The sequence below is a fragment of the Deltaproteobacteria bacterium genome (assembly GCA_030690165.1).
In the GTDB taxonomy this organism is placed as follows: domain Bacteria; phylum Desulfobacterota; class GWC2-55-46; order UBA9637; family UBA9637; genus JACRNJ01.
This window is the reverse complement of record JAUYHF010000013.1, coordinates 1-24,921: the sequence shown is the minus strand read 5'-3', so window position 1 is coordinate 24,921 and position 24,921 is coordinate 1. Positions and strand designations below refer to the sequence as shown.

At 43.5% G+C, this 24,921-nt stretch carries 39 protein-coding genes and 1 tRNA gene; 2 read left to right on the top strand and 38 right to left on the bottom strand.

Translation table 11 applies throughout. From position 1 onward, the window contains the following. Positions 1 to 2 precede the first annotated feature (2 nt). Both rpiB and glyA read left to right on the top strand, forming a co-directional pair. Complete coding sequence (gene rpiB, locus Q8P28_03475) at positions 3 to 458, top strand: ribose 5-phosphate isomerase B (GenBank protein MDP2681856.1); 456 nt, start codon at positions 3 to 5, stop codon at positions 456 to 458. A gap of 29 nt (positions 459 to 487) precedes the next feature. Next, on the top strand, positions 488 to 1,735 hold the full coding sequence (glyA, locus tag Q8P28_03470) for a serine hydroxymethyltransferase (protein ID MDP2681855.1): 1,248 nt from the start codon (positions 488 to 490) through the stop codon (positions 1,733 to 1,735). A 113-nt stretch (positions 1,736 to 1,848) separates the two neighbouring features. Here the strand turns inward: glyA and Q8P28_03465 are convergent, their stop codons facing one another. From Q8P28_03465 to tuf, 38 genes are all read right to left on the bottom strand, one after another. Then, on the bottom strand, positions 1,849 to 3,117 hold the full coding sequence (locus Q8P28_03465; GenBank protein MDP2681854.1) for a hypothetical protein: 1,269 nt from the start codon (positions 3,115 to 3,117) through the stop codon (positions 1,849 to 1,851). A gap of 11 nt (positions 3,118 to 3,128) precedes the next feature. Next, positions 3,129 to 3,953: a hypothetical protein gene (locus Q8P28_03460; GenBank protein MDP2681853.1), complete on the bottom strand. Its 825-nt coding sequence runs from the start codon at positions 3,951 to 3,953 to the stop codon at positions 3,129 to 3,131. Positions 3,954 to 4,131: 178 nt separating this feature from the next. Beyond that, complete coding sequence (locus Q8P28_03455; GenBank protein ID MDP2681852.1) at positions 4,132 to 4,683, bottom strand: tetratricopeptide repeat protein; 552 nt, start codon at positions 4,681 to 4,683, stop codon at positions 4,132 to 4,134. Positions 4,684 to 4,739: 56 nt separating this feature from the next. Next, complete coding sequence (locus Q8P28_03450) at positions 4,740 to 5,402, bottom strand: metal-dependent transcriptional regulator (protein ID MDP2681851.1); 663 nt, start codon at positions 5,400 to 5,402, stop codon at positions 4,740 to 4,742. A gap of 72 nt (positions 5,403 to 5,474) precedes the next feature. Continuing rightward, entirely contained in the window at positions 5,475 to 7,445 is a 1,971-nt protein-coding gene (feoB, locus tag Q8P28_03445; GenBank protein ID MDP2681850.1) for a ferrous iron transport protein B, read from the bottom strand. A gap of 78 nt (positions 7,446 to 7,523) precedes the next feature. Then, positions 7,524 to 7,958, bottom strand: a complete 435-nt coding sequence (locus Q8P28_03440; GenBank protein MDP2681849.1) for a transcriptional repressor — start codon at positions 7,956 to 7,958, stop codon at positions 7,524 to 7,526. A gap of 60 nt (positions 7,959 to 8,018) precedes the next feature. Further along, positions 8,019 to 8,093, bottom strand: a tRNA-Gly gene (locus Q8P28_03435). A gap of 14 nt (positions 8,094 to 8,107) precedes the next feature. Further along, positions 8,108 to 8,557 carry a 50S ribosomal protein L17 gene (rplQ, locus tag Q8P28_03430; GenBank protein MDP2681848.1) on the bottom strand — a complete coding sequence of 150 codons (450 nt, stop codon included), beginning with the start codon at positions 8,555 to 8,557 and terminating at the stop codon, positions 8,108 to 8,110. Between the two features lie 8 nt (positions 8,558 to 8,565). Continuing rightward, the gene (locus tag Q8P28_03425) at positions 8,566 to 9,588 is read right to left on the bottom strand and encodes a DNA-directed RNA polymerase subunit alpha (GenBank protein ID MDP2681847.1); all 1,023 of its coding nucleotides are present in this window, start codon (positions 9,586 to 9,588) and stop codon (positions 8,566 to 8,568) included. A gap of 115 nt (positions 9,589 to 9,703) precedes the next feature. Beyond that, positions 9,704 to 10,330 (bottom strand): 30S ribosomal protein S4, encoded by a 627-nt coding sequence (rpsD, locus tag Q8P28_03420; protein ID MDP2681846.1) that lies wholly within the window; start codon positions 10,328 to 10,330, stop codon positions 9,704 to 9,706. Between the two features lie 61 nt (positions 10,331 to 10,391). Next, a complete protein-coding gene (gene rpsK, locus Q8P28_03415; GenBank protein MDP2681845.1) occupies positions 10,392 to 10,766 on the bottom strand; it encodes a 30S ribosomal protein S11 in 375 nt (124 codons plus the stop codon). 16 nt (positions 10,767 to 10,782) lie between these two features. Continuing rightward, the gene (gene rpsM / locus Q8P28_03410; protein ID MDP2681844.1) at positions 10,783 to 11,157 is read right to left on the bottom strand and encodes a 30S ribosomal protein S13; all 375 of its coding nucleotides are present in this window, start codon (positions 11,155 to 11,157) and stop codon (positions 10,783 to 10,785) included. A 51-nt stretch (positions 11,158 to 11,208) separates the two neighbouring features. Further along, on the bottom strand, positions 11,209 to 11,322 hold the full coding sequence (gene rpmJ / locus Q8P28_03405) for a 50S ribosomal protein L36 (protein MDP2681843.1): 114 nt from the start codon (positions 11,320 to 11,322) through the stop codon (positions 11,209 to 11,211). A gap of 50 nt (positions 11,323 to 11,372) precedes the next feature. Then, on the bottom strand, positions 11,373 to 11,591 hold the full coding sequence (gene infA / locus Q8P28_03400; GenBank protein ID MDP2681842.1) for a translation initiation factor IF-1: 219 nt from the start codon (positions 11,589 to 11,591) through the stop codon (positions 11,373 to 11,375). A gap of 14 nt (positions 11,592 to 11,605) precedes the next feature. Then, positions 11,606 to 12,373, bottom strand: a complete 768-nt coding sequence (map, locus tag Q8P28_03395; GenBank protein ID MDP2681841.1) for a type I methionyl aminopeptidase — start codon at positions 12,371 to 12,373, stop codon at positions 11,606 to 11,608. Beyond that, entirely contained in the window at positions 12,354 to 13,004 is a 651-nt protein-coding gene (locus Q8P28_03390) for an adenylate kinase (protein MDP2681840.1), read from the bottom strand. The genes map and Q8P28_03390 overlap by 20 nt, the downstream gene beginning before the upstream one ends. Further along, positions 13,005 to 14,315: a preprotein translocase subunit SecY gene (secY, locus tag Q8P28_03385; protein MDP2681839.1), complete on the bottom strand. Its 1,311-nt coding sequence runs from the start codon at positions 14,313 to 14,315 to the stop codon at positions 13,005 to 13,007. Next, positions 14,316 to 14,753, bottom strand: a complete 438-nt coding sequence (rplO, locus tag Q8P28_03380) for a 50S ribosomal protein L15 (GenBank protein MDP2681838.1) — start codon at positions 14,751 to 14,753, stop codon at positions 14,316 to 14,318. It abuts the gene before it with no gap. Positions 14,754 to 14,762: 9 nt separating this feature from the next. Then, positions 14,763 to 15,266 (bottom strand): 30S ribosomal protein S5, encoded by a 504-nt coding sequence (rpsE, locus tag Q8P28_03375; protein MDP2681837.1) that lies wholly within the window; start codon positions 15,264 to 15,266, stop codon positions 14,763 to 14,765. Positions 15,267 to 15,368: 102 nt separating this feature from the next. Further along, the gene (gene rplR, locus Q8P28_03370) at positions 15,369 to 15,734 is read right to left on the bottom strand and encodes a 50S ribosomal protein L18 (GenBank protein ID MDP2681836.1); all 366 of its coding nucleotides are present in this window, start codon (positions 15,732 to 15,734) and stop codon (positions 15,369 to 15,371) included. Positions 15,735 to 15,779: 45 nt separating this feature from the next. Beyond that, on the bottom strand, positions 15,780 to 16,337 hold the full coding sequence (gene rplF, locus Q8P28_03365) for a 50S ribosomal protein L6 (GenBank protein ID MDP2681835.1): 558 nt from the start codon (positions 16,335 to 16,337) through the stop codon (positions 15,780 to 15,782). A gap of 49 nt (positions 16,338 to 16,386) precedes the next feature. Next, on the bottom strand, positions 16,387 to 16,785 hold the full coding sequence (gene rpsH, locus Q8P28_03360) for a 30S ribosomal protein S8 (protein MDP2681834.1): 399 nt from the start codon (positions 16,783 to 16,785) through the stop codon (positions 16,387 to 16,389). Between the two features lie 59 nt (positions 16,786 to 16,844). Beyond that, entirely contained in the window at positions 16,845 to 17,030 is a 186-nt protein-coding gene (locus tag Q8P28_03355) for a type Z 30S ribosomal protein S14 (GenBank protein MDP2681833.1), read from the bottom strand. Between the two features lie 46 nt (positions 17,031 to 17,076). Beyond that, complete coding sequence (gene rplE, locus Q8P28_03350; protein MDP2681832.1) at positions 17,077 to 17,619, bottom strand: 50S ribosomal protein L5; 543 nt, start codon at positions 17,617 to 17,619, stop codon at positions 17,077 to 17,079. Beyond that, positions 17,619 to 17,948, bottom strand: a complete 330-nt coding sequence (gene rplX / locus Q8P28_03345; protein MDP2681831.1) for a 50S ribosomal protein L24 — start codon at positions 17,946 to 17,948, stop codon at positions 17,619 to 17,621. The genes rplE and rplX overlap by 1 nt, the downstream gene beginning before the upstream one ends. 50 nt (positions 17,949 to 17,998) lie before the next feature. Beyond that, positions 17,999 to 18,367 (bottom strand): 50S ribosomal protein L14, encoded by a 369-nt coding sequence (gene rplN / locus Q8P28_03340; protein ID MDP2681830.1) that lies wholly within the window; start codon positions 18,365 to 18,367, stop codon positions 17,999 to 18,001. Continuing rightward, positions 18,368 to 18,685: a 30S ribosomal protein S17 gene (gene rpsQ / locus Q8P28_03335; GenBank protein MDP2681829.1), complete on the bottom strand. Its 318-nt coding sequence runs from the start codon at positions 18,683 to 18,685 to the stop codon at positions 18,368 to 18,370. A gap of 3 nt (positions 18,686 to 18,688) precedes the next feature. After that, a complete protein-coding gene (rpmC, locus tag Q8P28_03330) occupies positions 18,689 to 18,889 on the bottom strand; it encodes a 50S ribosomal protein L29 (protein ID MDP2681828.1) in 201 nt (66 codons plus the stop codon). After that, positions 18,886 to 19,302: a 50S ribosomal protein L16 gene (rplP, locus tag Q8P28_03325; GenBank protein MDP2681827.1), complete on the bottom strand. Its 417-nt coding sequence runs from the start codon at positions 19,300 to 19,302 to the stop codon at positions 18,886 to 18,888. The genes rpmC and rplP overlap by 4 nt, the downstream gene beginning before the upstream one ends. Before the next feature lie 24 nt (positions 19,303 to 19,326). Further along, entirely contained in the window at positions 19,327 to 19,980 is a 654-nt protein-coding gene (gene rpsC, locus Q8P28_03320) for a 30S ribosomal protein S3 (protein MDP2681826.1), read from the bottom strand. Between the two features lie 14 nt (positions 19,981 to 19,994). Next, on the bottom strand, positions 19,995 to 20,327 hold the full coding sequence (gene rplV, locus Q8P28_03315) for a 50S ribosomal protein L22 (GenBank protein ID MDP2681825.1): 333 nt from the start codon (positions 20,325 to 20,327) through the stop codon (positions 19,995 to 19,997). A 63-nt stretch (positions 20,328 to 20,390) separates the two neighbouring features. Beyond that, entirely contained in the window at positions 20,391 to 20,693 is a 303-nt protein-coding gene (rpsS, locus tag Q8P28_03310; GenBank protein ID MDP2681824.1) for a 30S ribosomal protein S19, read from the bottom strand. After that, positions 20,693 to 21,514, bottom strand: coding sequence for a 50S ribosomal protein L2 (gene rplB / locus Q8P28_03305; protein ID MDP2681823.1), 822 nt, complete (start codon positions 21,512 to 21,514; stop codon positions 20,693 to 20,695). Before rplB ends, rpsS begins: the two co-directional genes overlap by 1 nt. A gap of 123 nt (positions 21,515 to 21,637) precedes the next feature. Further along, a complete protein-coding gene (rplW, locus tag Q8P28_03300; protein ID MDP2681822.1) occupies positions 21,638 to 21,928 on the bottom strand; it encodes a 50S ribosomal protein L23 in 291 nt (96 codons plus the stop codon). 19 nt (positions 21,929 to 21,947) lie between these two features. Continuing rightward, positions 21,948 to 22,571 (bottom strand): 50S ribosomal protein L4, encoded by a 624-nt coding sequence (gene rplD, locus Q8P28_03295; GenBank protein MDP2681821.1) that lies wholly within the window; start codon positions 22,569 to 22,571, stop codon positions 21,948 to 21,950. 60 nt (positions 22,572 to 22,631) lie between these two features. Then, the gene (rplC, locus tag Q8P28_03290) at positions 22,632 to 23,288 is read right to left on the bottom strand and encodes a 50S ribosomal protein L3 (GenBank protein ID MDP2681820.1); all 657 of its coding nucleotides are present in this window, start codon (positions 23,286 to 23,288) and stop codon (positions 22,632 to 22,634) included. Between the two features lie 15 nt (positions 23,289 to 23,303). Beyond that, on the bottom strand, positions 23,304 to 23,618 hold the full coding sequence (gene rpsJ, locus Q8P28_03285; protein MDP2681819.1) for a 30S ribosomal protein S10: 315 nt from the start codon (positions 23,616 to 23,618) through the stop codon (positions 23,304 to 23,306). 102 nt (positions 23,619 to 23,720) lie between these two features. Beyond that, a complete protein-coding gene (gene tuf / locus Q8P28_03280) occupies positions 23,721 to 24,920 on the bottom strand; it encodes an elongation factor Tu (GenBank protein ID MDP2681818.1) in 1,200 nt (399 codons plus the stop codon). Between the last annotated feature and the right edge of the window lies 1 nt (position 24,921).

The window sequence follows — 24,921 nt, the reverse complement described above, 5'->3', positions numbered from 1 at the left end:
GGGTGGAAAAAATCGCTATTGCCAGCGACCATACAGGAAGAGAATTAAAAGAAGACATAAAGGTATTCCTGAAGGAATTAGGGATAGGTAATTCAGTGGATATGGGGAGTAACGGCAATGAGTCTGTTGATTATCCTGACTATGGCATCCCTGTTGCAGAAAAGGTTTCCAGAGGAGAACTTGAAAAGGGGATACTCATCTGCGGCACAGGCATCGGCATGTCAATAGTTGCGAATAAATTCCCCAATGTGAGGGCGGCGCTCGTAAACGATGTATATTCCGCAAGGATGGCAAAGGAGCATAATAATGCCAATATACTTGTAATCGGCGGAAGGATTGCCGGCAAAGGGCTTGCAAGGGAGATGGTAAAGACATGGCTGGGGGCAAAATTTGAAGGCGGCAGACACCAGAGAAGGCTTGATAAGATAAGAGAGATTGAAAAGGGGATGAAAAGATAAAAGTCCAAAGTCAAAAGTAAGGAACAAGGATGTCTATTTTAAAAAAATTCGATCCAGAAATTTTTGAAGCCATAAGGCTTGAAACAGAGAGACAGGAGTATAAGCTTGAGCTTATTGCCTCTGAAAATATTGTAAGCGAGGCTGTGCTTGAGGCCCTTGGCAGTGTCATGACAAATAAATATGCCGAGGGGTATCCCGGCAAGAGATATTACGGCGGATGCGAGTTTGTTGATATTGCTGAGACCCTTGCTATAGAAAGGGCCAAAAAACTCTTTAACTGCGACCATGTTAATGTCCAGCCCCATTCAGGCTCGCAGGCCAATATGGCTGTCTATATGTCGGTTTTAAAGCCTGGGGATACTGTTCTCGGAATGAATCTTTCCCACGGCGGACACCTCACCCATGGAAGCCCTGTAAACTTTTCAGGACAGCTCTACAATATCGTCTTTTACGGGGTTAGAAAAGATAATCACAGGATTGACTATGACGAGGTAAGGGATTTGGTAAAACAGCGCCGTCCAAAGATGATCGTTGTAGGCGCAAGCGCCTATCCGAGGATCATAGATTTTAAGGCATTCAGGGAGATTGCAGATGAGGTAGGCGCTGTAGTGATGGCGGACATTGCCCATATTGCAGGCCTTGTTGTTGCAGGATTACATCCAAGCCCGGTGCCTTATGCAGAGTTTGTCACAACTACAACGCACAAGACGCTCCGTGGTCCAAGGGCTGGCATGATCATGTGCAGGGCCGACTACGCAAAGGCTGTGGATAAACAGATATTCCCCGGCATTCAGGGCGGGCCTCTTATGAATGTAATTGCCGCAAAAGCGGTTGCATTCAAAGAGGCGCTTCTGCCTTCATTTAAAGAATATCAGAAACAGATTGTAGCCAACGCAAAAACACTTGCCAGTGAACTTATAAATAAAGGCTATGACCTTGTTTCAGGCGGGACAGACAATCATCTTATGCTTGTTGATTTGACTAAAAAGGATATTACAGGAAAAGAGGCGGAAGATGCCCTTGTAAAAGCGGGCATTACAGTAAATAAAAACACAATCCCATTTGAAATTAGAAGCCCGTTTGTAACCAGCGGTATAAGGGTCGGAACGGCTGTTGTAACTACCAGAGGCATGAAAGAGGCCGAGATGAGGGTTATTGCCAATCTTATGGATGATGCCGTAAAAAATAGAAAAGACGAGCCAAAACTCGCTTCAATAAAGACCGATGTCAGAAGACTTTGCGAAAAATTTCTCTTCTATAAGAATAGGCTGACATAAGGGACATCTTTAGACCATGCCTTGCAAGCTAAAAGCAAGGAGACTATTAGAAAGATTGATAATATTTTCGGTCTCATTATGTTGCCTCTCTTTTACCTGTACTGTTTTTCTTCCTACTGATTATGGCACTGCAGGCATGTATTACGCATTCGATAGGTAACACCAGTAGTAGGGCCTTTCAGATTTAATTCGCCGCCATCCCCAAGCATCACAAGATTGCTATGGTCAAGGGTGGTGGTTCCGTTCCTGTTCGGATTTCCCCCGCCATGGGAATAATGGCAGGAAAGACAGAAGGGCTGGGCATCATTAGCAGCGATACTAGTTGGATTAGTGATGGTATCCGCAACAACGCGCACTTTATCTTTATTAATATAAGAAGAATAAGAAGAGGCGTTGAAATCTACATGCATGTTTGTAACCCCCTGGCCTAAATTAACATCTCCCACAGGGTGCCTTTTCCATGGAGTGTTTACATTGGTATCACCACTCCCCACACCAGCGCCTGCAGTGCCACCCAGATAAGGACCAGTGGTGTCATTGGTGGGACTATTACTTATATCAAAAAATTTGGTATGACATTTCCCGCACCACTCTGAGACACGGTTATGATCCCTACCTGTAGTCATATTGAATACAACACTCTTTCTTTGATATTTCGCGCGATTGCCATAAAGAGCGAAGTCGGCAGTTGAGTTATCCACATCGCAGGGGGCCGCAACCCCGTCAGAGCAGTTTCCTGTCGCATCCATCCTGTAACTCACTTGAACGCCAGTGGTCGGATTATCATTGACCGGGTTCCCAGGGTCATACCTAAAATTTCTGTAATTCCTATTGCCATGCTGGTCATGACAATAAATACAAACAATGGCGTTACCAAACTTGCCAACCACACTATTAGTAGTCCCATTATTCCACCCTGCGGCATTGTTGTTGCCGGGCGGCCCGGACACCGCGAAATCTGTCAAACCTATACTGTGCCTATTGGCTTGGTTTACATAACCTCCGTCAGCAAAATCACCGGCAGATGGTATATATGTTGCTGCTATTTGATTATTCAAAATCTGCGGCGGGGTTCTATTACCCGAGGCAACAACCCCAGGACTAACATCGCCGTGACAAAAAAGGCAAAGCTCAAGGACGGTTGCCGCTCTGAGGAGTTTTGGATAAATCCCGGGTAATGATGTGTTATATGTCAAAGATCCAGCTGTCGCCCCTGCGCCCTGACTCCCGTGCATTGCATGGCACTGGGCGCAGGCAAGGGTATCTTCAGTTTGAGCGGAGGTTCTCTCTCTGGGATTATGATATTCGCCTGCGTAGGCAAGGGTAGAACTTATTGCGCTGCCGATTAAACAAATAATTAAACCTCTATAGAGGCGCCTCATTTCACACTCCCTTACTTGCCATAAAGCCGCTCTTGATTCTCTATTGCAAACACACCTATACTTTTAGACCCTTTGTTAGTTATATATACCATATTCCCTTTATCAAAGTCAATATCCATAGGAAAAAATAGCTGCCATTTTTCAGCGCCGTATTCGCCAAGCTGGAAAAGTTTTATGCCGTCCTCTTTATACACGGATATTCCCCTTAGCGAATCCACCAGCCACAACAGTCCGCCCCTGTCTATCATCGCATTGGTAGGAAGCCCGAGGGTTCCGCCTTCTCCCTCTATCCCCTCAAATGCCATTATAAAATTTCCTTTCTTATCATATACCTGGACTGAGCGGCCCCCAAAAGGCGTTATAAGATAAACCCTGTCTTTTGAAACCGCAACACCTGTGAGGGATGGAAGCCCTTTGCCGATACTTCCGATAAATGTATCGTTTTTATCAAAGATAAGACAGGTGGTTTTATTCTTATTGATAACATAGATATTATTATCTTCATCAATGGCAATCCTTCCCGGGGCAAAAGGCATGTCTTCAGGCGGCGTAAGCCTATCTACAGACTCTCCCCTGTAATTAAATATCTCTATATACGGCTTGCCTTCCTGAACCAGATAGATGCGGCTATCCTTTACCACCATATCAAATGGATTTGAAATCCCCTGCGCCTTTCCAAACTTGAAAAGCGGATGGCCTTTCAGGTCAAAAATGAGAACCTCGTTTCTGCCGCTGTCAGCTATATATATCTCCTTACGTTCTTTGTCAACAAAGAGCCCTATGGGTGTATCAAGAGGGTCCTTAGAGAATTTCTCAATGGTAAATACGAATCTCAAGACTGGTGCCTCGTCAGAGGCAAAGGAGGGAATAGGGATACAGCATACAGAAAACAGGATACAGGATAGAGAATAAAAAAGTTTGCGTTTACAGTTATTCATCTCTCTCGCCTATAAAGAATGTTACAGATAAGCTAACATAAATCCTAAACATCCGCCAGTGTAAAATAGATACAGATTAGGGGTTGGGCGGCGCGGTCTCAAGAAAACTCCTGTAATGTTTTAATGCCTCGTCTTTTAAACCTATCTGTTCATAAATCTGCGCCAGATTATAATGCGCTATGTCGTAATACGGGTTTACCCTGAGGGCCTCCTGAAACTCCATTTCAGCCTCTTTTAACATACCTTTGGCTCTATATGCAACACCAAGGGCAGTATTGAATTTTGGGTCTTTCCCGGGCAGCCGCTCTATAGCCCACAAAAGCATATTAATAGCCATGTCAATATCCCCCTTTTTCCCGTAGATAACCGCCAGTGGGCCGTAAGGGGCAAGATAATCGGGTTCTAATTGTATGGCCCTTTTATATTCATCCCGGGCCTTGTCAAGATCGCCTGCCATGTCATAGAAAAGCCCCACATTTGCATGCGGCCTGGCCTTCAAAGGCGCCTTTTGCGCTGCATCCAGCCATATGGCAGCCCTTCCCATCCATGCAGTATTTCTCTGAAACGCGGCAAAGGAAAGTATAGCTGCTATAGCAATAAAAAAGACCGGCCTGGATTTTAACAGCATATTGTCTCGAAAATACCCCTCACCCTGACCCTCTCCCGCAAGGGAAGAGGGAACTGTTAAGATTCTTTTTTTACATATATCTCTTTTGTAATGTCGTAATCTATCGCAAGGGTGGTCTCACCGATCTCTATGACAAAGGATGGTCTTTTCTGATGCAGTCTTATAATGCTGCCGGGGACAATGCCGAGAGAGCCGAGCCTGTCCAGCCTTGAATGGGAAGCAGGAATGATAAAAACTATCCTTCCGCTCTGGCCTATCTCCATATCTTTTAAAGGCTGAACCAATGGTTTTACATCCACCCTGAACTTCCTGCAGCACTCTCCCCTTGGTATCGGATGGCCGTGCGGGCATGTGGGGGGATGTCCCAAAAGCGTGCAGATGCTGTCTGTAACAATTGGCGAAAGGGAATGTTCAAAACTGCACGCGCTCTCTTCCAGGGCATTTTCTTCAATCTCCAAAACCTCAGTTAAAAGCCTCTCCGCAAGCCTATGCCTCCTGACCGTGGTCTCTGCTAATTTTTCACCCTTTGATGTAAGCGTGATTATGTCGTCTTTGATGCGAACCAGGCCGTCGTCCTGCAAGGCCAGCAAGGCTGTCATATCTGCCTTTGCCTCTTTGACCTCATCTATTTTTAAAAGCTCGGAAACACTGTCCTTGCCAGCCTCCCTCTGTGTCCAGATAAATTCCAGAATCTCTTCTACGGTTTTTTGGTCTGTCATAGGGTCTCCTGTTTTTTTCAAACCTAAAGGTTTGAGCTACACTTGTAACTCAAGGCTTTAGCCTTGAGGTTTTTACAGATTTATCTCCAGCGCCCTCAAAATAAAATTTAACGCCCCGCCGACAAGGACTGCAAATGGAAATATGAATGCACTCATCCAGACGGCGGTCATAAGCCCCCTTTCCTTTACTATCATAAAAAAGTTTGCTATGCACGGAACAAAAAGGGTCATTGTAACAAGGCTCGTCACAACCTGAATAGGGTTTAACATGCCGTCTTTCTGCAATGCAAAGAGCCCCGCTGCGCCGTAGTCCCTTCTTAAAAAACCTACGATAAATGCCTCTGTAGCCTTTGCAGGCAAATCAAGGAAATCGACAACAACCGGGGACGCTATCCTTTCCATGATGTTTAATACAGATATTTTATCCATTATAAATAAAAACAAAGTTCCAAGGATAAAAAGCGGCACCGCCTCTCTTAAATACCATTCTACCCTTACAAGGGTCTTTATCAGGATATTGGAAAATTTGGGAACACGTATAGGCGGTATCTCCAGCAAAAAATCCGACGCCTCGCCGGGAACAACCTTTGACGCAAAAAAACCCACCAGAAGCATGGTAAAAACCACAACCCCTCCCCACCATAAAGTTGCCTTAAAAGAGACCCCCGCCAGCATACCAAGGATTACACCAAGCTGCGCAGAGCATGGCACACCAAGGGCAAGGAGGAGGGTTACAATTATCCTTTCCTTTTTGGTCTCCAATATCCTTGTTGTCATTGTAGCCATTGTGTCGCAGCCAAGACCAAGGACCATCGGAAGCACTGCCTTGCCGTTCAGGCCTATTATTTTAAAAATCTTGTCCACCATGACCGCAAGCCTTGGAAGATATCCTGAATCTTCAAGCAGGCCAAAGAATATGAAAAAATATCCGACAATGGGAAGTATGATTGCAATTGCATATGTGAAGGCCATTGTTATAAGGCCGTATTGCCCGACCATAATATCCTGGATAATTTCTACCGGTATTATAGTTTTTACAACCCGTGATGCCCATGGATTGAGATATTCGCCAAACACAATCTTTTCTAAAAAATTAACGCTGGTTCCCGCCCCAAACTGTCCTACAAACACATACATTAAATATAAAACAGCAAAGAGGATTGGGACGCCGGCAATAGGGTGCATTGACCATTTTCCCAGAAAGAGGGCGATCCTCCCGCCGCTTGCAGGCTCCATTGTCACAACATCCGCCACAATCCTGTCAACCATCTTGAGCCTCTCAATATTCAGCATATAGCCAAGCGGCTCTGCGCATCCGGATTGAATATTATAGCGGATATCCTCTATGTTTTTAACAGCCTCCTCTGAAACGTTTTTATGCAGCCAATTGTTAAGGGTTTCATCGCCTGAAAGGAGCATAAGGGCAATGGCCCTCCCTGATATAAAAGTCTCAGGCAAAAATTCCCCAATAGCCTGAATTGCCTCTTCTATATCCGCGCCATAGACGGCTTTAAAATGAGACGGCCTTTGGGAAGAAACTGTCTTAACCAGATTATCTATCCCCTGCCTCTGTGTTGCAATTGTCGGGATTACATCAATGCCAAGCGTCTCCGACAATCTATCTGTGTCAACATTCCATCCCTTACTTCTTGCCTCATCTATCATATTAAGCGCAAGAGAGAACGGTATCCCGATTTCAGCAAGTTGTAGGGATATAAGAAGAGACCTCCTCAGGTTTTTTGTATCCGCCACCTGTATTACACTATCAGTCCTCTCATTTAGCAATATATCCCTTGTAACCCTTTCGTCTTCAGACATGGGCACAAGGCTGTTCACGCCCGGGGTGTCTATAACAATATATTTCCTGCCGCCGATGGAGGCGCTCCCCCTTGTTACCTCAACAGTCGTGCCTGGATAATTGGATACGGTGACATATCTCCCTGTCAGCGCGCCGAATATGACGCTCTTCCCAACATTGGGATTGCCGACAAGGATAAGTCTTTCACCCTCTTCCTTAATTTTTGTTTTTTTATGTTCGTGCATTTTATCTTTGACAATTTGGGACAACTGGTTAAATGATAGTAAAAATCATTTTCAATGTCGATATTAAAAAAGGAAGGGTTAATCTCTGCACTTTGAACAAAAGCCGTAGAGCTCCAACTTATGATTGGCAACGGTGAAATCCATCTTTTCGGCTATCTCCTTTTGCAGGTGCTCTATCTTCTGGTTTTCAAATTCCATAATCTTGCCGCACTTAACACATATACAGTGGTCGTGGTGGCTATCATCGGGTATGTGTTCATACCTCGTCTGGCCATCGCCAAACTGCCTTTCAATGGCAACGCCGCATTCGGTCAAAAGCTTCATTGTCCTATAGACCGTTGCGTAGCCGACCTTGGGATTCTTACGCCTGACCCTCTTAAGAAGCTCTTCCAGATTGATGTGGGTATTGGTCTTAAAAAATACATCTATGATTGCGTCTCTCTGGGTTGTGGATTTGAGGCCTTTTTCGTGCAGATATTTTTGGAGAAGTTCTTTTTTGTCGGCAAGTTTCATAGCCCATTGCTCATAGCTCATGGCTCATAGTTTTTGCTATGAGCTATGAGCTTCTTTTTCTGGAGCGGGCGACGGGGATCGAACCCGCGACCCCGACCTTGGCAAGGTCGTGCTCTACCGCTGAGCTACACCCGCACGAATTTATTTTCCTATGCTGCCTTTTCGACCCGCTTAGCTGAACCTGCTGCTTTTTTCTGTGACGCAGGCTTCATGGTTTTACCCTTTTTTTCCTGCTTTTCTTCACCTGCCGGAGTCAACTCTATCAGCGCCATTTGGCTTGAATCGCCAGGCCTTACATCGGCATGGAGTATCCTTGTATAACCGCCGTTTCTATCTTTATATTTAGACGATATTTCGTCAAAAAGCCTTGTTACAATAGTCTTGTCTCTCATAAAGGCCATAGCCCGCCTTCTGGCAGGCATATCGCCTTTTTTGCCGAGCGTAATCATACCTTCGGCAAAGCGTCTTAATTCTTTTGCCTTGGCCAGTGTGGTTTTTATTCTCCCGTGCAAAAAAAACGAATTTGTCATATTGGCCATCATGCACCTTAAATGACCGACCGGCCTATCAAATCTTTTTTCATCTCTGTTATGTCTCATAATGACCCCTATACCGTCTCTTTATTGTACAGCGACATCTTATCCAATTCTTCCCTGGGTGGAAAGTTATCCAGTTTCATGCCAAAATTAAGCCTCATGCCCACAATCATCTCTTTTATCTCATTTAAGGATTTTCTTCCAAAATTTTTGGTCTTTAACATTTCACTTTCTGTCTTCTGCACCAGTTCTCCTATGTATTTTATATCGGCATTCTTAAGACAGTTGGCTGAACGCACGGAAAGCTCCAGTTCATCAACCAGTCTGAAAAGATTTTCATTCAAAGAAGCTGATTTCCTCACTGTCTCTTCTTCCTTTATCTCCTCCTCTGCCTCGCCAAACGGCGCAAAAACACTCATTTGGTCCTTCAGTATTTTCGCTGCAAAACCGACTGCGTCCTGAGGACCCACTGCCCCGGTGGTCCAAACCTCCATAGTAAGCTTATCATAATCGGTCATCTGGCCTACCCTTGCGTAACTCACATTGTAATTTACCCGTATCACAGGGCTAAAGATAGCGTCAATGGGGATAGCGCCTATAGGTTGATTTTCTTCCTTATTTCTTGCAGCAGGAACATAACCATTACCTGTCTTAACAAGCAGTTCTGCCTCTAATTTGGCATCCTTTGCAAGCGCAGCAATATACAGATCCGGATTCAATATCTCAACTGTTGAATCACAGATTATATCTCCGGCCTTTACATCCCCCTCGCCTTTTGCCTTTATTCTGACAGTCTTGGGGCCATGACCATGGAGCCTCAGCCTTACCTGCTTTAGATTTAATATAATATCCGATACATCCTCTTTCACCCCGGGGATAGAGGAAAACTCATGAAGGGCGCCTGTAAACTTTGCAGAGACAACGGCAGCACCCTGCAATGAAGAAAGCAGCACCCTTCTAATTGAATTGCCTATAGTGATGCCAAATCCCCTCTCCAGAGGCTCGGCTATAAACTTGCCGTAAGTGTTGGTCAAGGTATCCCTATCAACCTCTAATCTTTTAGGTTTGATCAGATCCTGCCAATTTTTTTGCATATATCCCCCTTAAAATAAAAAATTCAAAACTCAAAGTTCAAAATTCAAAACTAAAAACAGTTTTTAAGGTTTTGAGTTGTAGTTTTGACATTTGAGTTTTGACATTTGAGTTGAATTATCTGGAATACAACTCTACTATAAATTGTTCCTGAATAGGCATAGTTATATCTTCCCGCTTCGGAGGCGCTTTAACAACCCCTTTGTAGCTTGCCTTGTCAAGCTCCAGCCACTGCGGAACACCCCGCCTTTCTACAGTCTCTAATGCCTCATTCACCCTTGCCCTGTTTCTGCTTTTCTCCTTAATCTCCACTACCTGGCCCGGCTTAATAATATAAGACGGGATATCTACACTTTTACCATCTACCCGCAAGTGTCTGTGCATAATCAACTGCCTGGCATCGCCCCTTGAATCAGCAAATCCAAGGCGATAAACCACATTATCAAGCCTTTTCTCCAGAAGAAGGAGGAGGTTCTCGCCTGTGATGCCGGATAGCCTCTCTGCCTTTTTAAAGTAACCGTGGAATTGCCTTTCCATCAGCCCATACATCCTTTTGACTCGTTGTTTTTCTCTAAGCTGCAAGGCATATGCAGTGGCCTTTCCCCTCCTTTGTCCATGCTGCCCCGGCGCATAACTCCTCCTCTCAAAGGCACATTTGTCAGTATAACACCTGTCCCCCTTGAAAAAGAGTTTCATCCCCTCTCTCCTGCATAGCTTACATACAGATTCAATATATCTTCCCAAAGTTTCCTCCAACAGGTAAAATTTGAAATTTGAAATTTGAAATTTGAAATTTGAAATTTCATTAAACCCTTCTTCTTTTCGGCGGCCTGCACCCATTATGCGGGATTGGTGTTACATCCTTAAGAAGACTTACATTAAGCCCTGCAGCCTGAATGGATCTGAGCGCCGACTCTCTGCCTGCCCCCGGCCCTTTTATATACACATCAACGCTTTTAACCCCATATTCCATAGCCTTTTTTGCAGCAACCTCTGCCGCAACCTGGGCCGCAAAGGGTGTCCCCTTTCTTGACCCCTTAAAACCGTTGCTTCCGGCGCTGCTCCATGCAAGTACATTACCGTTATTATCCGTTATTGTAATTAGAGTATTGTTAAATGTGGACTGTATATTTGCAATACCTTTTGCTGCTACCCTTTTTTCTTTCTTCACCTTTGCCATTATGACCTCCGTATCTCTATTCCGCCTTCTTTATCGAGATGCTTGCCTTTCGCGGTCCTTTCCGCGTCCTTGCATTTGTATGGGTCCTCTGCCCCCTGACAGGAAGTCTTCTCCTATGCCTAATCCCTCTGTATGAACCAATGTCCATAAGCCTCTTTATATTCATGGCAACCTCTTTTCTGAGGTCGCCTTCCACCTTATAGTCTCTATCCAGTATCTTTCTTACATGGGCAATCTGACCCTCAGTAAGATTCTGTGTCCTCGTATTGGGGTCTATCCCTGACTCATCAAGAATCTTTTTTGAGGCTGCCCCGCCTATCCCATACAGATATGTAAGCGCTATCTCTACCCTTTTATTTTTTGGTAAATCTACACCGCCTATCCTTGCCAATTTTACCTCCTTTATTAGCTTATAGTCTGACTATGAGCTATGAACCATGAGCTATCCCTGCCTCTGCTTATGTTTTGGGTTATCACACACAACCCTCACAACACCTTTGCGCTTTACCACCTTGCACTTATCGCAGATCTTTTTAACAGAACTTCTTACCTTCATATTTATCTTCCTCTATGGCTTTCTGTTTTTTTGCTTACTGCCTACCGTTTTCACTTTACCCTGTATATTATCCTGCCTCTGGTCAGGTCATACGGTGAAAGCTCTACAGTAACCTTATCGCCGGGCAGTATCTTTATAAAATGCATCCTCATCTTGCCTGAAACATGCGCCAGCACCACGTGTTTATTTTCAAGCTCTACCCTGAACATAGCATTTGGCAGAGTTTCAATTACAGTACCTTCTACTTGTATTGCCTCTTCCTTAACCATACCTTCCTTAAAGTTTAAAGTTTGCTCAAGATATACGGACCTTTTTCCGTTATCGCTACTGTATGTTCAAAATGCGCCGAAAGGCTGCCATCCTTTGTAACAGCAGTCCAGCCGTCTTCCATAATAACCACATCGCTTCCGCCTGCATTTATCATAGGCTCTATCGCAAGAACCATGCCAGCTTTTAATCTTACCCCTTTGCCTGGCGTTCCAAAATTAGGAACCTGCGGGGGTTCATGCAGGTCCCTGCCTATTCCATGCCCTACGAATGCCCTTACCACAGAAAAACCGTTTCCTTCCACATAGCTCTGAACAGCATAAGATATATCAAAAAGCCTGTTGCCAATCATGACCTTTTCTATGGCCAGCTTCAGCGAGGCCTCAGCAACCCTTACCAATCTATCAGCCTCATCCGATATTCTGCCTACAGGTATTGTTACGGCAGCATCGCCATAATAACCACCGCACTCAATTCCAACATCCACACTCAGGATATCGCCTTCTTTTAAAACCCTCTTTGAAGGCATTCCATGAACAACCTCTTCATTCACTGAAGTGCACAGACAATATGGATACCCCATGTATCCTTTAAAGGCCGGTCTGACCTTTCTTTTCTTCAGCTCTTCCTCACACAACCTTTCAAGTTCTATGGTTGTAACACCCGGCCTTACAGCCACCCTCACAGCAGCAAGGATTTCAGCAACTATAAGGTTGCTTTTCCTCATTTTTTCTATTTCATCTGGCGATTTGAGAACTATTATCTCATTTTCCTTTAACAACATTCACTATCTTTTCTGTTATCTCTTGAAATCCCCCTATGCCGTCTACTGTCACAAGGGAGCCTTTTTTCTTATAAAAATCTATAAGCGGCGCTGTCTGCTCATCATAAACCTTAAGCCTGGCAAGAATCGTATCTTCTTTGTCATCATCCCTCTGATATATCTCGCCTTTGCACTTATCGCATTTTTTATTTTCCATCGGCGGATTAAAAATAATATGATACCCTTCTCCGCAATTTCTGCACACCCACCTGCCGCTAAGCCTTTTTATAATCTCCCTGTGCGAAACTTGAATATTTATCACCTTGTCTGTTTTTTTCCCCAGAGCCCCCAGCATCATTTCAACAGCCTCAGCCTGCGGAATATTTCTTGGAAAACCATCAAGTATAAAACCGGCCTTACAATCATCCATTTTAACCCTCTCTGCGACTATCTCCACTACAAGGTCATCCGGCGCCAGCGCCCCTTTATCCATATATGTCTTGGCCTTTACACCAAGTTCGGTCCTATCCCTTACAGCAGCCCTTAATATGTCGCCTGTAGATATATGGGGAATACCATAGCGGGCTGCAAGGCTTTTAGCCTGGCTCCCCTTTCCTGCACCCGGAGGCCCAAGCAGGATAAGGTTTAACACCTACCCTCTCCTCCCCTTAAGCCTGCCTGATTTAAGAAGCCCCTCGTATGACCTGGACAGCATGTGGGATTCTATCTGCTGGGCAGTATCCAGCGCAACACCCACAACTATTAAAAGAGATGTTCCTCCGAAATAAAATGGGACATGCCACCAACCTATCAAAAATGACGGCAGCACACATACAAGAGCCAGATAAATTGCGCCCCAGAGCGTCAGCCTTGTAAGTATCCTGTCTATATACTCTGCTGTATTATGTCCAGGCCTTATACCAGGGACAAATCCGCCGTATTTTTTCAAATTATCTGCAACATCATTTGGATTAAACTGTATTGCAGTATAGAAGTATGTAAAAAATATTATTAACCCAGCGTAAAGGACATTATAAAAAATGCTGGTAGGATTCAGGCTGTTTGCAATGCCTTTAAGCCAAGGCAGATTTATAAAATTGATAGCAGTAGCCGGAAAAATAATCAAGGAAGAGGCAAATATGGGCGGTATAACCCCGGCTGAGTTCACCTTCAAGGGAATATGTGTGCTCTGTCCACCATACATCTTTCTTCCCACCATCCTCTTTGGATATTGTATCGGGATCCTCCTTTGCCCTAACTCTACAAAGATGATAAAGGCAATAACGGCGATCATCATGGCAACCAATAAAATAATAAACAGGAAATTCATCTCACCTGTTTTTACAAGACTAAAGGTATGACCGACGGCCGTAGGAAACCTTGCAGCAATACCTGCAAATATAATAAGAGATATGCCGTTGCCTATCCCCCTCTCGGTTATCTGTTCTCCAAGCCACATTATAAAGGCTGTCCCTGCTGTCAATGTTATAACTGTCATAATCCTGAATTCCCAGCCCGACGCATGAACAACCATCTCGCCGGCAGGCCCTTTCATACTTTCAAGACCTATGCTTATGCCAAGCCCCTGTACTACGCTCAGGACTATCGTCCCATATCTGGTGTACTGAACTATCTGCTTCCTGCCTGACTCGCCTTCTTTGGAAAGTTTTTCAAGATGCGGCACAACAACTGTAAGAAGTTGTATAATAATGGATGCACTGATATACGGCATTATGCCGAGCGCAAAGACAGAAAATCGCTCCAGCGCCCCGCCTGTAAACATTACGACAAAATCCAGAAGCGTTCCCTTTGCCTGACTGAAAAAACCGGCCAGGGCTTGAGCATCTATCCCTGGCGTAGGAATAAATACGCCGATCCTATATACAACCAGGAGAAGGATAGTAAATAATATACGGCGGTTAAGCTCCGGGACATTGCCTATGTTTTGGATACCGCCTGCCAATTAGACTACCTCTGCCTTTCCACCGGCTGCCTCTATCTTTTTTACGGCAGCAGCAGTAAACTTATCGGCCTTTACTGTCAATGGTATCTTTATTTCGCCATCCCCCAATATCTTTATACCGTCTTTTATATTCTTTACAATGCCTTTGGCAGTAAGGGCCTCTGCGTCAACAACATCCCCCTTATTAAAAACAGACAATCTTTCTATGTTTACAATGTCATATGTCTTCTTAAACTTGTTGGTAAAACCCCTCTTGGGAAGCCTTCTATGAAGCGGAGTCTGGCCGCCCTCATACCCAAGCTTGGTGCTGCCGCCCGTCCTGGCCTTCTGCCCCTTGTTCCCTTTGCCGGCAGTCTTTCCATGGCCTGATCCCTCTCCCCTGCCAACCCTTTTCCTTTTCTTTGTTGCCCCAGAAGGGGCATGAAGTTTATTTAGCATTTTTATTCCCTAACCCTCCTTGCCTATCCCCAGTTTTACACCTCTCGACTTGGACACAGATTCAGGACTTTTAAGCTTCATAAGGGCATCCATTGTGGCCTTTACCATGTTGTGAGGATTGGTTGAACCAAGGGATTTGGTTAAGACATCATGTATACCCGACACCTCTAAAACCAGCCTTACAGCCCCTCCTGCAATAATCCCAGTTCCAGGAGACGCCGGCTTCAATATTACTCTTCCTGAACCATAATGACCAATAATATCATGCGGTATGGTATGTTCTGCAAGGGGAAAGCTTACCAGGTTTTTCTTGGCCTGTTCTATTGCCTTTCTTATTGCCTCAGGAACCTCGTTGGATTTTCCCAATCCTACGCCAACATGACCATTGTTATCTCCCACAACCACTATTGCGTTAAAGCTGAACCTCTTGCCGCCCTTTACAACCTTGGCCACCCTGTTGAGGTAGATTACCTTGTCCTTTAGTTCTAAACCTTTTGGATCTATCCTTTCCAAACAACCTCCTTTATCGCTTCGCTCAATTGCAAATTGAAGAGTGAAGATTGCAAATTAAAGATTTGATTTTACATTTTGCAATTTGCATTTTACAATTTGCAATTAGAATTTCAACCCTGCCTCTCTTGCTCCATCTGCTACAGCCTTAACTCTTCCATGATAGAGGAATCCCCCTCTATCAAAGACTACATTATCTATCCCCTTAGCAATAGCCTTCTTTGCTATAAACTCCCCTATCTTTTTAGCCGCCTCTGCCTTTTTAATATCCCCAAGCTTATCTTTAAATTCCTTATTTAAGGTTGAAGCTGCTATTAGTGTTTTGCCGGCAGCATCTTCTATTATCTGGGCATAGATATGCCTATTGCTTCTATAGACATTAAGCCTCGGTCTTTCAGAAGTGCCAATAATCTTTTTTCTAACCCTTTTCTTTCTTTTTAAGTGGCTGTTTTTCTTCTTTTCTATATCCATGTAGATTTACTCCATTCATTTTCCATTTTGCAATTGCCGCCAGGCTTATGCTGCCTTGCCGCCAGCAGCCTTTCCAGCCTTGCCTGCCTTCCTTTTTATGACCTCTTCTGCATATTTTATACCTTTACCTTTGTATGGGTCCGGAATCCTGAATGCCCTTATCTCCGCAGCGGTTTGGCCTAAAAGCTGTTTGTCCGCCCCTTTTAACGTAATCCTTGTCTGTTTGTCTACGGCTACAGTTATACCTTTTGGCAGTGCATATTTAATCGGGTGTGAATACCCGAGACTTAAGTTCAATATATTACCCTGAACCTCGGCCCTGTAACCAACCCCAACAATTTCAAGATTTCTTTGAAAACCTTCTGTAACCCCTTTAATCATATTTGCTATTAGGCTGCGGCTCAAACCATGAAGCATTGCAGTTTCTTTATCTTCCCCACTTTTTGTTATCCTTATTTCACCATTAGAAATTTCGGTCTTAAGTTCTTTGTATAGTGGTTGAGTGAGAATGCCATTAGGCCCTTCGACCTTCACAATATCACCATTAAGACTAACCTTGACTTCCGCTGGAACAGCTATAGATTTCTTACCAATCCTGGACATATAAAACTCCTCATATTAAAATACAGTCACCAGAAAACTTGTGACTTTCTTAATACACCGTACAGATAAGCTCTCCTCCAACACCCATTTCCCTTGCCTTCCTATCAGTAATAATTCCCTTAGATGTGGAAAGGATTGATATACCCAGCCCATTCAACACCTTTGCAACCTTATCTTTCTTCACATATATTCTCAGACCTGGCTTGCTTACCCTTTTTATTACGGATACAATCTCTTTTTTAGATGGGTCGTATTTAAGCTGTACCTTAATTATACCCTGCTTATTATCCTTTATAAGTTCGTAATCTTTGACATAACCCTCTTCCTTCAATATCCTGGCTATAGCCAGATTAAAGATAGATGAAAGTATTTCAACTTCCTTATGTCTGGCATGGCTTGCATTTCTTATGCGGGTTAACATATCTGCAACAGTATCTGTAATGGCCATTTTAAACTCCCTTTAAATACAATTACTAAATTTTTAATTTCTAAATTTTTAGTTTAATATTACCAGCTTGATTTCATAAGCCCGGGTATTTCGCCTTTTGATGCAAGTTTGCGCAAGCACAGCCTGCACATATTAAACTTTCTGTAGTAAGCCCTTGACCTTCCGCATAAAGGGCATCTGTTATATTCCCTGACCTTAAATTTATTCTTTCTGGCAGCCTTTACTTGCAAACACTTCTTTGCCACAAGCCCCCCTTTTTAAGACAAAGGATTAAGAATACTCAACCTCAGTCTATCTTATCTGAAACGGCATTCCAAAATTCTTTAAAAGCGCCTTTGCCTCACCATCACTTTTGGCAGTAGTGACAAAGGTTATGTTCATGCCCCTTATCTTATCTATCTTATCGTATTCTACCTCAAGAAAAATAATCTGCTCTTTTATCCCAACGGTATAACTGCCCCTGCCGTCAAAAGACTTGTCAGATACACCCTTAAAATCTCTAACCCGTGGAAGGGCAAAATTAACAAACCTGTCTAAAAACTCATACATCATAGCGCCCCTAAGGGTAACCATACAGCCTATTGGCATCCCTTGTCTCAGTTTGAACGAGGCTATAGATTTTTTTGCCATAGTCACTACCGGTTTTTGCCCTGTTATACTGGTAATATCCTGCACCGCATGGTCAACAACCTTTACATTCTGCGTAGCTTCTCCAAGCCCGACATTCAATACAATCTTTTCAAGCCGCGGCACCTGCATAACACTTTTATACTTAAACTCCTTCATCATATCAGGCACTATGCTTTTGTTGTATATATCCTTTAATCTGGCCATTATTTATCCAAAACCTCCCCGCACTTTTTACAGTATCTTACTTTTTTACCATCATCCAAGACCTTTCTTCCAACACGGACAGGGCCTTTGCATTTATCGCATATAAGCATTACATTTGATACGGCCAACGGCGCCTCTTTCTCAATAATGCCGCCTTGTTTATGCTTTTGAGACGGCTTCGCATGTCTTTTTACCATATTCAACTTTTCAATTAACATGCGCCCTTTAAGAAGGTCAACCTTTATAACCCTGCCGGTCTTTCCCTTTTCTTTTCCCTTTATTATCATAACCTGGTCGTTCTTCTTTATTTTATACTTGATAGTTTGCATTGTAACCTGCTCCAACAATTCTTAATTTTTAATTCTTAATTCTTAATTTTCTACAGCACCTCTGGCGCAAGGGATACAATTTTCATAAATTTCTTTGCCCTGAGCTCCCTTGCTACAGGACCAAAGATACGGGTTCCTACAGGCTCGTTGTCTTTATTTATAATAACAGCAGAATTTTCATCAAATCTTATATACGAACCATCCGGCCTCTTTGTTTCTTTAACAGTACGGACAACAACAGCCCTTACCTTATCCCCCTTTTTTACCTTGGCATTAGGTATCGCCATCTTTACGGACGCTGTAATAACATCTCCTATTACGGCATGCCTCTTGTTGGAAGCGCCTATAACACCTATACATGCTATCCTTTTTGCGCCCGAATTATCCGCCACATTAAGTATGCTTCTCATCTGGATCATTTACGTCTTCTCCAATCCCTGCTTACTACCCCCGATAAAATCATTCGAAGGCAGGCCTGCAGGGACAAGTATTTGAGTTACCCGCCATCTTTTTAGCTTGGATAGCGGCCGCGTCTCTACAATCTTAACCTTATCACCCTCTCTGCACCCGGCCTTTTCATCATGCGCCATATATTTAGTCTTCTTTTTTACATACTTTCCGTAAAGAGGCTGCTTAACAAGCCTTTCAACCAAAACCATAACGGTCTTGTTCATCTTATTGCTTACAACAGTCCCTATCCTTGCCTTTCTTTGTCCCCTCTTTGCATTATTTGCCATATTTTAGACCCTCTTTTCCAAACCCTTTTCTTTAATAATTGTCTCCATTCTCGCTATATCTTTTTTTAACAGGGGAATATTCATGGGATTATCAAGCCGTCCTGTTACATGCTGAAACCTTATATTGAAAAGCTCCTTTGACACATCTTTAAGCTTAAGCTTAATATCATCCAAAGTCATCTCTCTTATTTCTGAAGGCTTCATACAACTCCCTCCCTGTAAATGATTCTGGTAGGAATAGACAGCTTATGGCCCGCCAGTCTGAAGGCCTCTCTTGCCACATCCGAATGAACCCCTTCCATTTCATAAATAATCCTGCCCGGTTTTATAACAACAACCCAGTCTTCAGGCGCGCCCTTGCCGCTGCCCATCCTTGTTTCAGCAGGCTTTTTAGTAACAGGTTTGTCAGGGAAGATCCTTATCCATATCTTGCCGCCTCTCTTTATAAAGCGGGTCATTGCAATACGGGCGGCCTCTATCTCCCTGGTTGCAAGCCATCCGCATTCTGTGGCCTGAAGACCATAATCGCCAAAGTTAAGCTCAGCGCCTCTTGTGGCCTTGCCTCTTCTTTTCCCTCGCTGCTGTTTTCTAAATTTTGTCCTTTTAGGCATTAACATAAATAGCTCCGCTCCATTTCCCTCTTATCCCTGACTGCTGACTGCCGAACTTTCCGGCATTATTTCTCCTTTAAATATCCACGCCTTTACCCCTATTATTCCATAGGTTGTCATCGCCTCTGTAAAACCATAGTCAATATCTGCTCTAAGTGTATGAAGCGGCACCCTTCCATCTCTATACCACTCTGTTCTTGCAATCTCGGCGCCCCCAAGCCTCCCTGCGCACATTATCTTTATCCCCTTTGCGCCAAGTTTCATGGCTGTTGTCACAGCCTTTTTCATGGCCCTCCTGAACGCAACCCTTCTTTCCAATTGCAGCGCCACATTCTCAGCCACAAGCTGCGCATCTGTATCAGGCCTTCTAACCTCCTGTATGTCAATATCAATATCCTTGCCTGCAAATCTGCCTACATCTTTTTTTAATATATCTATTTCAGAACCCCTTTTCCCTATAACTATACCAGGTTTGGCAGTATGTATAATAATCCTGGTATTGCTTGCCGTTCTTTCTATACCTATCTTTGAAATCCCTGCGTGTTTAAGTTTTTCCTTTATAAACTTCCTTATCTTCAGATCCTCATGCAGGAATTTGGCATAATCCTTCTCCCCATACCACCTGGAGTTCCATTCCTTGTAGATACCCACCCTAAAACCTATTGGATTAACCTTCTGACCCAAAAACCCACCTCCTTTTACATCTCGTCTAATACTATAGTAATGTGACTGCTTCTCTTTCTTATAATATTTGCCCTGCCCATGGCCTTGGCATGTGTCCGTTTCATGGTAGGAGCCTGGTCAACATAAGCCTTCTTTACAAAAAGCGTATCTACATCTATCTTTTTTGCGTTCTCTGCATTTGCTACAGCGCTTTTTAAAACCTTATCAATAATCTTTGAAACAGCCTTTCTGGTAAAGGCTAATGTGGCAATAGCATTGTTAACCTTTTTCCCTCTTATAAGGTCTACTACAAGCCTCGCCTTCTGCGGACTAACCCTTACGTATCTTGCAACTGCCTTAGCTTCCATTTCCATACTCCTATATTATTACCAAATAGTTCTTTAACCGCTATTTAACTATATCTATCCGCCTTAGGCGGATGCCTTTGGTTCTGCGCCGGTAACCTTTGTCTTTCTATCTCCGGAATGACCTTTGAATGTTCTGGTGGGCGCGAATTCGCCAAGCTTATGCCCCACCATATTTTCGGTTACGAACACAGGGATAAATTTTTTACCATTATGCACCGCTATGGTATGACCAATCATATCAGGGGTAATGGTAGAGCGTCTTGACCATGTTTTTATAACCTTTTTTGCCTTTGCCTCATTTGCCTGCGCTATCTTTTTAAGCAGGTGTCCATCTACAAATGGGCCTTTTTTAACAGAACGGGCCACTACTTCCTCCTAGATACAATATACTTATCTGTATATTTGCGTCTTCTTGTCTTAAATCCTTTTGTCGGGGTACCCCATGGACTTTGAGGATGATTGCCTCCCTTGCTCTTGCCTTCTCCACCGCCGTGCGGATGGTCTACCGGATTCATAGCAACGCCTCTCACCCTAGGATTTATCCCAAGCCATCTTGATCTGCCTGCCTTGCCTATGGTCACATTCTCATGGTCTATATTGCCAAGCTGTCCTATGCTTGCATAACAATTCTGTAGAACATATCTGACCTCGCCGGAAGGAAGTTTTATCTGGGCCATATTCCCTTCTTTAGCCATGAGTTGTGCAAAACTACCGGCGCTTCTCGCCATCTGCCCGCCACCACCTATCTTGAGTTCAATATTATGAATAAATGTGCCAAGCGGTATTGATTTTATGGGCATAGCATTTCCTGGCTTTATATCAATGCCCTCTCCTGCAACTACACTATTGCCAACCTTTAAATCAAGCGGGGACAATATATATCTCTTCTCTCCATCAGCATAATTAAGCAAGGCAATTCTGCTAGAACGATTGGGATCATATTCTATAGCCGCAACACTTGCAGGCACACCCCTCTTGTCCCTCTTAAAATCTATAATCCTGTATGCCTTTTTGTGGCCACCGCCCATCCACCTGGATGTGACCCTACCATACATATTCCTTCCGCCTGTTCTTTTTAAAGGCACAGTAAGGGATTTCTCGGGCTTCACCTTTGTAATTTCTTCAAAGGTTAAAGTAGTTAACTTTCTTATTCCCGGTGATGTTGGATTATATGTTTTAATTGGCATCTTGTCGCTCCGCTCCATTGCAAATTGAAGATTGAAGATTGTAAATTTTAAATTGTAAACTTAAAACATCCTTAATTTTGCATTTTGCAATTTGCATTTTTCATTTTGCAATTGCCGTAAGGCTCATGTTCCCTCAAATAAAGGTATCTTGTCGCCTTGTTTCAATGTAATATACGCCTTTTTTCTGGTTGATTTTTTGCTTATATTTTTACCTGTCCTCTTAACCTTCCCCGGGACCTTCATAGTATTTACATCAAGCACCTTCACATTGAAAACCTTTTCAATCGCCTCTTTTACATCGCTTTTGTTAGCCTGCAGATCTACCCAAAAAGTCACCTTGTTTGACTCTGCCCTCTGCACCGTGCTTTTTTCAGTAATAACAGGCGTCTTTAATGTTTGATATATATTTTTCATTCCTGATCCCCTTAACTCTCTAACTCATTAACTGTTTTTCAAGTTGTTCTACGGCTGTTTTTGTGATTATCAAATCATCATAGTGTAAAAGGTCAAATACATTCAGCCCATTGACTTTCAATAATTTAAAGTCCTTTAAATTTCTGACAGACAATTCCAGATTTTGATTAGACCCATCTATGACGATCAACCCTCCGGTTGAATGGATCTTTTTCAGAATTTCCAGAATATTTTTTGTCTTTGGTTCGTTGAGCGGGATATTATCCAAAACCTTCAACTTTCCATCTTTTACCTTTAAGGCCAAACACGACATGAGCGCAGCCTTGCTCACTTTCTTTGGCACCTTATATGAGTAGTCTCTTGGATGTGGACCAAAGACTATCCCTCCGTGCCTCCACAAAGGCGAACGGTTTGAGCCGGCCCTTGCCCTGCCTGTCCCCTTCTGCTTCCATGGCTTTGCTCCGCCGCCTGAAACATTGGCCCTTGTCTTGGTAGAGGCGGTTCCTGACCTTCTGTTTGCCATCTGCATCTTCACGGTTTCATAAAACAGGTCTTCTTTTATACGGCTGGCAAAAATACTATCGCTTAAGTCAGCGGTTCCAACTTTTTTATTCTCTATATTTAATATATCTACTGTTGGCATTTTAACGCTCCATTGGAAATTGAAAATTGCAAATTGTAAATATTTTCCTAAATTTGTATTTTACAATTTCCCATTTGCAATTGTTGCCTTCTTCTTTGCCTTTCTTATCTCAAGAATACTATTCACATGTCCCGGCACCCCGCCTTTAACCAAAACTATATCATCCTCCGGTCTAACTGCTATAATTTTAAGATTCTGGGTAGTTACCCTTTCATTTCCATAATGCCCGGCCATTCTCATGCCTTTATAAACCCTAGACGGGTCGGAACTTGAACCTATTGAACCAGGTGCCCTGTTAAACATTGAACCATGGCTGCCAGGGCCTCCGGCAAAATTCCACCGCTTCATAACACCCGTAAAACCCCTTCCCTTTGTTACACCCGATACATCCACAAACTCGCCTGCCTTGAATATTGTTTCGCATGTTATCTTTTGACCTGCTTGATAGCTGTCTGGTGTCTCGCCTTTAAATTCTTTCAGATGATAAAAACATGGAGTCTTTGCTTTGGCAAAGTGGCCGATAAGCGGCTTATTTACCCGTTCTTTCTTTTTTTCAAGAAAGCCAATCTGAATGGAATTATAGCCGTCTTTAGTCTTATTCTTCTTCTGAACCACAAAACATGGCCCGGTCTTTATCACTGTGACAGAAATTACCTCTCCATCCTTGGTAAATATCTGCGTCATCCCAATTTTTTTCCCTAACATTCCATTTAACATTGTTATCAAGACCTCTTATGCATTAAGTTTTATTTCCACATCAACACCAGCAGGCAAATCCAGTTTCATCAAGGCGTCTACAGTTTGCTGATTTGGTTCAAGAATATCCATAAGTCTATTATGAGTCCTTATTTCAAACTGCTCCCTGGATTTCTTATCCACATGAGGGGAGCGAAGCACACAGTACTTATTTATCTTTGTGGGCAAAGGTATAGGCCCCCTGATGTTTGCGCCGGTCCTTCTGGCTGTTTCTACAATCTCTTTGACAGAGTGGTCTAACAGCCTGTGGTCGTATGCCTTTAATCTTATCCTTATCTTCTGGTCTTTCATGTCGCTTCGCTCCATTGTAAAATGAAAATTGCAAATTTTAAATTGTAAATTTTAATTGTTTTTTCACTTCACAATTTGCACTTTGCATTTTTCAATTTGCATTTATGCAATTATTTTCGTTACCACCCCTGCGCCAACTGTCCTTCCGCCTTCTCTTATCGCAAATCTTAAACCCTCGTCCATTGCTATGGGCATTATAAGCTCTACATCAAGGTTGGTATTGTCTCCGGGCATTACCATCTCTACTCCCTGCGGCAATGTGGCTACCCCGGTTACATCCGTAGTCCTGAAGTAGAACTGCGGTCTGTATCCGTTGAAAAATGGTGTGTGTCTCCCGCCTTCTTCTTTTGTCAGCACATATATCTCTGCCTTGAATTTTGTGTGCGGGGTTATTGTGCCGGGCTTGGCTAATACCTGTCCCCTCTCTACTTCTTCTTTCTTTGTGCCTCGGAGCAGGACTCCTACGTTGTCTCCGGCCCTGCCTTCGTCAAGGAGTTTTCTGAACATCTCTATGCCGGTTGCTACTGTCTTCTGGGTCGGCTTTATGCCTACTATTTCTATTTCTTCTCCTACTTTTATTACTCCTCTTTCTACTCTGCCGGTTACGACTGTTCCTCTGCCGGATATTGAGAATACGTCTTCTATGGGCATGATGAACGGTTTGTCTATGTCTCTTTTCGGTTCTTTGATGTAGGTGTCTATGGTGTCAAGAAGTTGGAGTATCGGGCCGCAGCTTTTGCATTCTTTTTTGCCGCATCCGCATTCAAGGGCCTTTAATGCGCTCCCTTTTACTATGGGTATCTCGTCTCCTGGAAATTTGTATTTGTTTAATAGTTCTCTTACTTCTAATTCCACAAGTTCCATGAGTTCTTTGTCGTCTACCATGTCTGTTTTGTTGAGGAATACTACCATGGCAGGAACCCCTACCTGTTTTGCTAATAGTATGTGCTCTCTTGTCTGTGGCATCGGGCCGTCTGCCGCTGATACAACAAGGACTGCCCCGTCCATCTGGGCTGCTCCGGTTATCATGTTTTTTACATAGTCTGCATGGCCAGGACAGTCTATATGGGCGTAGTGTCTTTTGTCTGTCTGGTATTCTACATGGCTTATGCTTATGGTTAATCCCCTTTCTCTTTCTTCAGGGGCTTTGTCTATGTTTTCGTATGCAAGAAATTCTGCCAGTCCTCTTGTGCTTAATACTTTTGTTATTGCCGCTGTTAGGCTGGTCTTGCCGTGGTCTACATGACCTATTGTCCCTATGTTTATGTGCGGCTTTGTCCTGTCAAATTTGGCCTTGCTCATA